Consider the following 7511-nt stretch of genomic DNA (forward strand, 5'->3'; position numbering starts at 1 on the left):
ACGGCGCGCACCCGGTCGGCCCAGTCACCCTCCGCCACGAGGTACCCGCGCAGCGAAACCTGAGTAGTCTCTTAGCCATGAGGCATCGCCACGGCGAGAGCGCCCCGCATCCGGACGTCTGGACCGGACGTGCCACCAACCGCGTCCAGTGGCTGCTGGCGCTGATCGGCGCCGCCTGTCTGGCGCTCGGCATCACGCTGGCCGTCGACTCGGCCTGGGAATCGGGCATCGCCCCGCTCGTCATGGCGGTCGTCGGCTGCATCGCCGCCGGACTGCTGGTCCTCTTCGGCACGCTGGCGTTCGTGCACGTCGCGCTGAGAGTCGACCAGGAGTGCCTCGAAGTGCGCTGCGGCCACATCGGCGTGCCCCGCCGCCGCATCCCGCTCTCCCACGTCGCCGGAGCCGAGTTCACCCCGCACGTCACTCCGCGCCACTGGGGCGGCTGGGGCTACCGCTGGCGCCCCGAGAAGGGCACCGCCGTCGTCGTACGGCGCGGCGAGGGCGTGATCCTGCGGCTCTGGGACGGCCACACCTTCACGATCACCGTGGACGACGCGGAGGCGGCCGTACAGGTCATCAAGGACCGCCTGCGCCCGAAGTCCCCCGGCCCGGCCCACTGAGCCACCGGCGCGGCCGGTCACGGGTAGCCGGTCGCCGGGCCACCGTGCCCCGGCCGCCCGCGCGGGCGGCTCCTCCGTGAGCGGGCGGGCGGCGGCCGCCTCCGCCACCTCCACCGCGCCGCGTCCGCGGTCGGCCGCCTCCGGACCGCCTCCGGCCGTCGTCCCTCTCGCACCCGTACGCGTCCCGCGCCGCGTCCCGCCCGGCCCCGACGGGCCCCGCCGCCCGGCTCGTCCGGGCCGTACGACCGGGGCTGCGGCACACCGCAACGACCGGTCGGCGGATCGGGGACGGCTCGGAACGCGGTTGTGCCGAAACGATGCGGCACGGGTCCGCCGCGCACGCTGCCGGCCCGCGGACCGCGCTGTCGGCGGCAAAGTCACTCGCCGTACACTCCCCGGGTGACCGTCACCGCAACCTCCGTCGGAGAGTCGGACGAGCTGAAGCCGCGGACCGCGCCCGCGTCGGGCGCCGCCGCGCGGCTCATGCGTCTCCTCCCGGCCGCCGCGGCCGCGCTCTCCGGAGTGCTGCTCTACGTCAGCTTCCCGCCACGCACCCTGTGGTGGCTGGCCCTGCCCGCCTTCGCCGTCTTCGGGTGGGTACTGCGCGGACGCGGCTGGAAGGCGGGCCTCGGCCTCGGCTACCTCTTCGGCCTCGGCTTCCTGCTGCCACTGCTGGTGTGGACCGGCGTGGAGGTGGGCCCCGGACCCTGGCTGGCCCTGGTCGCCATCGAGGCGGTCTTCGTCGCCCTGGTCGGCGCGGGCGTCGCCGCCGTGTCCAGGCTGCCCGCCTGGCCGGTGTGGGCGGCGGCGGTGTGGATCGCCGGGGAGGCCGCACGCGCGCGCGTGCCGTTCAGCGGCTTCCCCTGGGGCAAGATCGCGTTCGGGCAGGCGGACGGCGTGTTCCTCCCGCTCGCCGCGCTCGGCGGCACACCCGTACTCGGCTTCGCGGTCGTCCTGTGCGGCTTCGCCCTGTACGACGTCGTACGCCTGGCCGTCCGGGCACGGCGCACCCGCACCGTGCGGCGGGGCGCGGCGGCAGCGGCCCTGCTCGGCGTGGCCGTACCCGTCGTGGCCGCCGTGGCCGCCCGGCCGCTGGTCAGCAGCGCGGCGCAGGACGGCACCGCCACGGTCGCCGTCATCCAGGGCAACGTGCCCCGCGCGGGCCTCGACTTCAACTCCCAGCGACGGGCCGTCCTCGACTACCACGCGCGCGAGACGGAACGCCTGGCCGCCGAGGTGAAGGCCGGCAAGGCGGAACAGCCCGACTTCGTCCTGTGGCCGGAGAACTCCTCCGACATCGACCCGTTCGCCAACGCCGACGCCCGCCTCGTCATCGACCGGGCCGCCAGGGCGATCGGCGCCCCCATCTCCGTCGGCGGAGTCGTGGAGCGCGACGGCAAACTGTTCAACGAGCAGATCCTCTGGGACCCGGACAAGGGACCCGTCGACACCTACGACAAGCGGCAGATCCAGCCGTTCGGCGAGTACCTCCCGCTGCGCCCGCTCATCGGGGCGATCAACGAGGACTGGACGTCGATGGTCCGCCAGGACTTCAGCCGGGGCACCGAACCGGGCGTGTTCACCATGGCCGGCGCCCAGGTCGGTCTGGTCACCTGCTACGAGGCCGCCTTCGACTGGGCCGTGCGCTCCGAGGTCACCGACGGCGCCCGGATGATCTCCGTGCCGAGCAACAACGCGACCTTCGACCGCAGCGAGATGACCTACCAGCAGCTCGCCATGTCCCGCATCCGCGCCGTCGAGCACAGCCGGACGGTCACCGTGCCGGTGACCAGCGGCGTCAGCGCGATCATCATGCCGGACGGCAGGATCACGCAGCGCACCGGCATGTTCGTGGCGGACTCCCTGGTCCAGGAGGTGCCGCTGCGCTCCTCCCGGACGCCGGCCACGGAGCTGGGCGTGGCGCCGGAGATCGCCCTGGTGCTCGTCGCGGCGGGCGGGCTCGGCTGGGCCGTCGGCGCGGGTGTGCGCGGGCGACGCGCCGGTGACGTGTAGCCGTACGCCCGTCCCACGCCCCTCGGCAGCGCCGGGAGCGGCCCGACCGGCCCGTTAGGGTCGGACGCATGCCTACTCCCGACTTCATCCACACCATCCGTGCCTCGGCCGGCCGGCAGCTCCTGTGGCTCCCCGGAGTCACCGCTGTCGTCTTCGACGACCAGGGCAGAGTGCTCCTGGGCCGGCGGTCCGACACGCGGCGGTGGTCGCTGATCGGCGGTATCCCGGAACCGGGGGAGCAGCCCGCCGTCTGCGCCGTGCGCGAGGTGGAGGAGGAGACCGCCGTGCGCTGCGTCGTGGAGCGGGTGATCCTCGTCCAGGCGCTGAAGCCGGTCACGTACGAGAACGGTGACGTGTGCCAGTTCATGGACATCACGTTCCGCTGCCGGGCCGTCGGCGGCGAGGCGCGGGTCAACGACGACGAGTCGCTCGACGTGGACTGGTTCGAGGTGGACTCCCTGCCGGACCTGGACGAGTTCGGGGTGTTCCGGATCAAGCAGGCGCTGTCCGACGCCCCCACATGGTTCGACCCCACTGGTTCCAGCTGAACTATGGGGCGTGCCCACATGGGGTGCGGGGCGGGGGCTGCCTAGGGTCGGGACATGACCTCGCCCAGCGTCCCCCCGGCACCCCACGCCCCCTCGCTCGACCTCGACGGCCGCACCGCCCTCGTCACCGGCGCCGCCGGCGGTATCGGCGGCGCCTGCGCCCTGCGGCTGGCCGCCGCCGGAGCCAAGGTCAGAGCGGTCGACCGGGACGCCGCCGGCCTCGACGCCCTCGCCGAGCGCGCCGCGGACCTCGCGGGCACCGTCGAACCGCACGTCCTGGACCTGACCGACCTGGACGCCGCGGAACTCGCCGCCGCCGGCACCGACGTCCTGGTCAACAACGCAGGACTGCAGCTCGTGCGCCCCCTGGAGGACTTCCCGCCGGACGTCTTCCACACCGTGCTCACCGTGATGCTGGAGGCGCCCTTCCGCCTCATCCGCGGCGCCCTGCCCCACATGTACGGGCAGGGCTGGGGCCGCATCGTCAACATCTCCTCCGTCCACGGCCTGCGCGCCAGCGCCTACAAGGCGGCCTACGTGTCCGCCAAGCACGGACTGGAGGGGCTGTCCAAGACCGCCGCCCTCGAAGGAGCCGCACACGGGGTCACCTCCAACTGCGTCAACCCCTCCTACGTACGCACCCCGCTGGTGGAGCGGCAGATCGCCGACCAGGCACGGGCCCACGGCATCCCCGAGGAGCAGGTGCTGACGGACGTGCTGCTGCGGGACAGCGCCGTGCGGCGGCTCATCGAACCCGAGGAGGTCGCCGAGGCCGTGGCGTACCTCTGCAGCCCGCCGGCGTCCTTCGTCACCGGCACCTCGCTCGTCCTGGACGGCGGGTGGACCGCGCACTGAGCGGCAGCGGGGCCCCGGCCGCCGGGTTTTCCACAGGGCTGCCGGGGCGGCCGTGCGATGAGGAATCCTGTGAGCATGTCTCGCGATCACGTGCAGTCCGCCGAGCGCCCGGCCCACACCGCCGAAGCGGCGGCCGGCGATGCCGCCGCCCCGGTGCCGGCGGACGCCGAGGCGCCCTTCCTGGAGCTGCTGGCCAGGGGCGCCTCGGCCGACGCCTACGAGCAGCCGGTGCTGCTCGCCCGCGCGGAGGGGGCGCCCGCCGAGCGGATCGCCGCGCTCGAACGGGCCAAGCTGCTCGCGCTGCGCGTGCGCTCCGAGCTGGAGGGCCGGCGCCGGCGTGAGGCAGAACTGTCCGCCCTGTTCGAGACGGCCCACGACCTGGCCGGGCTGCGCGACCTGGACGCCGTGCTGCGGGCGATCGTGCAGCGCGCCCGCTCCCTGCTCGGCACCGACGTGGCATACCTGAGCCTCAACGACCCGGACCGCGGCGACACGTACATGCGCGTCACCGAGGGCTCGGTCGCGGCCCGCTTCCAGCAGCTGCGCCTCGGCATGGGGGAGGGCCTGGGCGGCCTGGTCGCCCAGACCGCCCGTCCCTACGTCACCGACGACTACTTCAAGGACGCCCGCTTCCAGCACACCAGCACCATCGACGCGGGCGTGCGGGACGAGGGGCTCGTCGCCATCCTCGGCGTGCCCCTGATGCTCGGGCACCACGTCATCGGCGTGCTGTTCGCCGCCGACCGGCGCGCCCGGGTCTTCGAACGGGAGCAGATCGCGCTGCTCGGCTCCTTCGCCGCCCTCGCCGCGGCCGCCATCGACACCGCCAACCTGCTCGCCGAGACCCGCTCGGCCCTCGCCGGACTGGAGCGGGCCAACGAGATCATCCGCGACCGCAGCGGCGTCATCGAGCGGGCCTCCGACGTCCACGACCGGCTCGCCGAACTCGTCCTGCGCGGCGGCGGGGTCCACGACGTGGCCGCCGCCGTGTCCCAGGTCCTCGACGGCACCGTCGACTTCACGGAGGCCGCCGCCGCACCGGCCGGCGCCCTGGAGGCGTCCCGCGCCGAAGGACACGCGGTGCGGCACGAGGACGACTGGATCGCCGCCGTCGCCGCCGGCGGCGAACTGCTCGGCGCACTCGTGCTGCGCGGCCACCCCGGGCTCGACCCCGTCGACCAGCGCACCCTGGAACGCGCCGCGATGGTCACCTCCCTGCTGCTGCTCGCCCGGCGGTCGGCCGCCGAGGCCGAACAGCGCGTCCGGGGCGAACTGCTCGACGACCTCCTCGACGCCCGCGACCGCGACCCGCGCCTGCTGCGCGAGCGCGCCGCCAGGCTGCGCGCCGACCTCGACGCCACCCACGTCGTGCTCGCGGCCCGCCTCGACGCCCCCGCAGCCGATGCCGAGCAGGAGGCGGACGCCCGCAGACGTCTGTGGGCCGCGGCCTCGCACCTCGCGGCGACCCGGCACGGCCTGGCCGCCGCCCGCGACGGGGGCACGGTACTGCTGCTGCCCCTCGGCGCCCGGGACGGCGCCGCGGACCTGGCCCGCCGCACCGCCCGGCACCTCGGCACGGCCGTCCACGAGGCCGTCACCGTCGGTGCCTCGGCCCCCGTGCGGGACCTCGTGGCCGATCCGGAAGCCGTGGCCGCCGGGTACACCGAGGCGAGACGGTGTCTGGACGCCCTGCGTCTGCTGGGCCGCTCCGGGGACGGCGCCGCCGCCGAGGACTTCGGCTTCCTCGGACTGCTCCTGGCCGGGGACCGGGACATAGCGGGCTTCGTCGACCGCACCATCGGCCAGGTCGTGGCGTACGACGAGCGGCGCGGCACCGAGCTGGTGCGCACCCTCGACGCGTACTTCGCCTGCGGGATGAGCCCCGCCCGCACCAAGGACGAGCTGCACGTCCACGTGAACACGGTCGCCCAGCGCCTGGAGCGGGTCGGCCGCCTCCTCGGCGAGGACTGGCAGAGCCCCGCACGCGTGCTGGAGATCCAACTCGCCCTGCGGCTGCACCGGTTGTCGGCGCCGGCACCGCGCTGACCCCCGTACGCGGGGCGGCCCCCGTAGGCGCGGCGTACGGGGGCCGGTGGCGGGCCGTGCTCAGACGGTGTGCGCGTCCGCCGCCCGAGGAGCGGCCGGCTCCTCGTCCGAGGGCGAGGCGACCTCGGCGAGGTCCCGGTGCCGGGTCTCCTTCGCCACGCCCACGGCGATCAGCGTCAGCACGCAGGCGGCGATGACGTAGAGGGCGATCGGGGTGGAACTGCCGGTGTCGGACAGCAGCGCGGTGGCGATCAGCGGCGCCGGCGCGCCGGCCGCGACCGAGGCGAACTGGGCGCCGATGGAAGCACCGGAGTAGCGCATCCGGGTGGCGAACATCTCGGAGAAGAACGCCGCCTGGGGTGCGTACATCGCGCCGTGCAGCACCAGGCCCACGGTCACCGCGAGGATCAGGCTGCCGAAGCCGCCGGTGTCGATCAGCCGGAAGAAGGGGAACATCCACAGGCCGACGCCCGCCGCCCCCAGCAGGTACACCGGCCGGCGGCCGATCCGGTCGGACAGCGCGCCCCAGGCCGGGATGACCGCGAAGTGCACGGCCGAGGCGATCAGTACGGCGTTGAGCGCGGTCTGCTTGGAGACGCCGGCCTCGGTGGTGGCGTAGACGAGGATGAAGGCGGTGACGACGTAGTAGCTGATGTTCTCCGCCATGCGCGCGCCCATCGCCACCAGCACGTCGCGCCAGTGGTGCCGCAGCACGGCGATCAGCGGAAGCTGCTCGGCCTCGGTCTTGCGTGCCTCGGTCCTTCGTGCCTCGGCCTGCGCCAGCGCCTGCTTGAAGACCGGCGATTCGTCGACGGACAGACGAATCCACAGACCGACGATCACGAGCACACCGGAGAGCAGGAACGGGATCCGCCAGCCCCAGCTGCCGAACGCGGAGTCCGACAGCACGGCCGTCAGCAGCGACAGCACACCGGTCGCGAGCAGCTGCCCCGCCGGCGCACCGGTCTGCGGCCACGAGGCCCAGAACCCGCGCCGCCGCGCGTCCCCGTGCTCGGACACCAGCAGGACGGCCCCGCCCCACTCACCGCCGAGCGCGAAGCCCTGCACCAGCCGCAGCACGGTCAGCAGCACGGGAGCGGCCGTGCCGATGGTCGCGTGCGTGGGCAGCAGCCCGATGGCGAAGGTCGCCCCACCCATCATCAGCAGGCTCAGCACCAGCAGCTTCTTGCGTCCGAGCCGGTCGCCGTAGTGCCCGAAGACCAGGGCACCCAGGGGCCGGGCGGCGAACCCGACGGCGTACGTCAGGAACGACAGCAGCGTGCCGACCAGGGGGTCGGACTCCGGGAAGAACAGTTTGTTGAAGACGAGCGCGGCGGCAGAGCCGTAGAGGAAGAAGTCGTACCACTCGATGGTGGTGCCGATGAGGGACGCGGCGACGATGCGCTTGAGGTTGTTCGGCGTCGGTGGA

The 7511-nt window shown here is 74.1% G+C and carries 6 protein-coding genes; 5 read left to right on the forward strand and 1 reads right to left on the reverse strand.

Translation table 11 applies throughout. The features are described from left to right. The first annotated feature begins 77 nt into the window (after window positions 1–77). The 5 genes from H0H10_RS01040 (at window position 78) to H0H10_RS01060 (ending at window position 6082) form a co-directional block, all read left to right on the forward strand. Entirely contained in the window at window positions 78–620 is a 543-nt protein-coding gene (locus H0H10_RS01040; protein WP_188178861.1) for a hypothetical protein, read from the forward strand. Between the two features lie 399 nt (window positions 621–1019). Further along, a complete protein-coding gene (gene lnt / locus H0H10_RS01045; protein ID WP_188178862.1) occupies window positions 1020–2633 on the forward strand; it encodes an apolipoprotein N-acyltransferase in 1614 nt (537 codons plus the stop codon). A gap of 68 nt (window positions 2634–2701) precedes the next feature. Continuing rightward, on the forward strand, window positions 2702–3181 hold the full coding sequence (locus H0H10_RS01050; RefSeq protein ID WP_188178863.1) for an NUDIX hydrolase: 480 nt from the start codon (window positions 2702–2704) through the stop codon (window positions 3179–3181). A 54-nt stretch (window positions 3182–3235) separates the two neighbouring features. Continuing rightward, a complete protein-coding gene (locus H0H10_RS01055) occupies window positions 3236–4036 on the forward strand; it encodes a 3-hydroxybutyrate dehydrogenase (RefSeq protein ID WP_188178864.1) in 801 nt (266 codons plus the stop codon). Between the two features lie 75 nt (window positions 4037–4111). Further along, the gene (locus H0H10_RS01060; protein ID WP_188178865.1) at window positions 4112–6082 is read left to right on the forward strand and encodes a helix-turn-helix domain-containing protein; all 1971 of its coding nucleotides are present in this window, start codon (window positions 4112–4114) and stop codon (window positions 6080–6082) included. A 60-nt stretch (window positions 6083–6142) separates the two neighbouring features. Here the strand turns inward: H0H10_RS01060 and H0H10_RS01065 are convergent. After that, window positions 6143–7511: MFS transporter (locus H0H10_RS01065; protein ID WP_188178866.1), on the reverse strand; the 1369-nt coding region annotated here is incomplete at its 5' end.

Source organism: Streptomyces griseicoloratus (assembly GCF_014534645.1).
Lineage (GTDB): Bacteria > Actinomycetota > Actinomycetes > Streptomycetales > Streptomycetaceae > Streptomyces > Streptomyces griseicoloratus.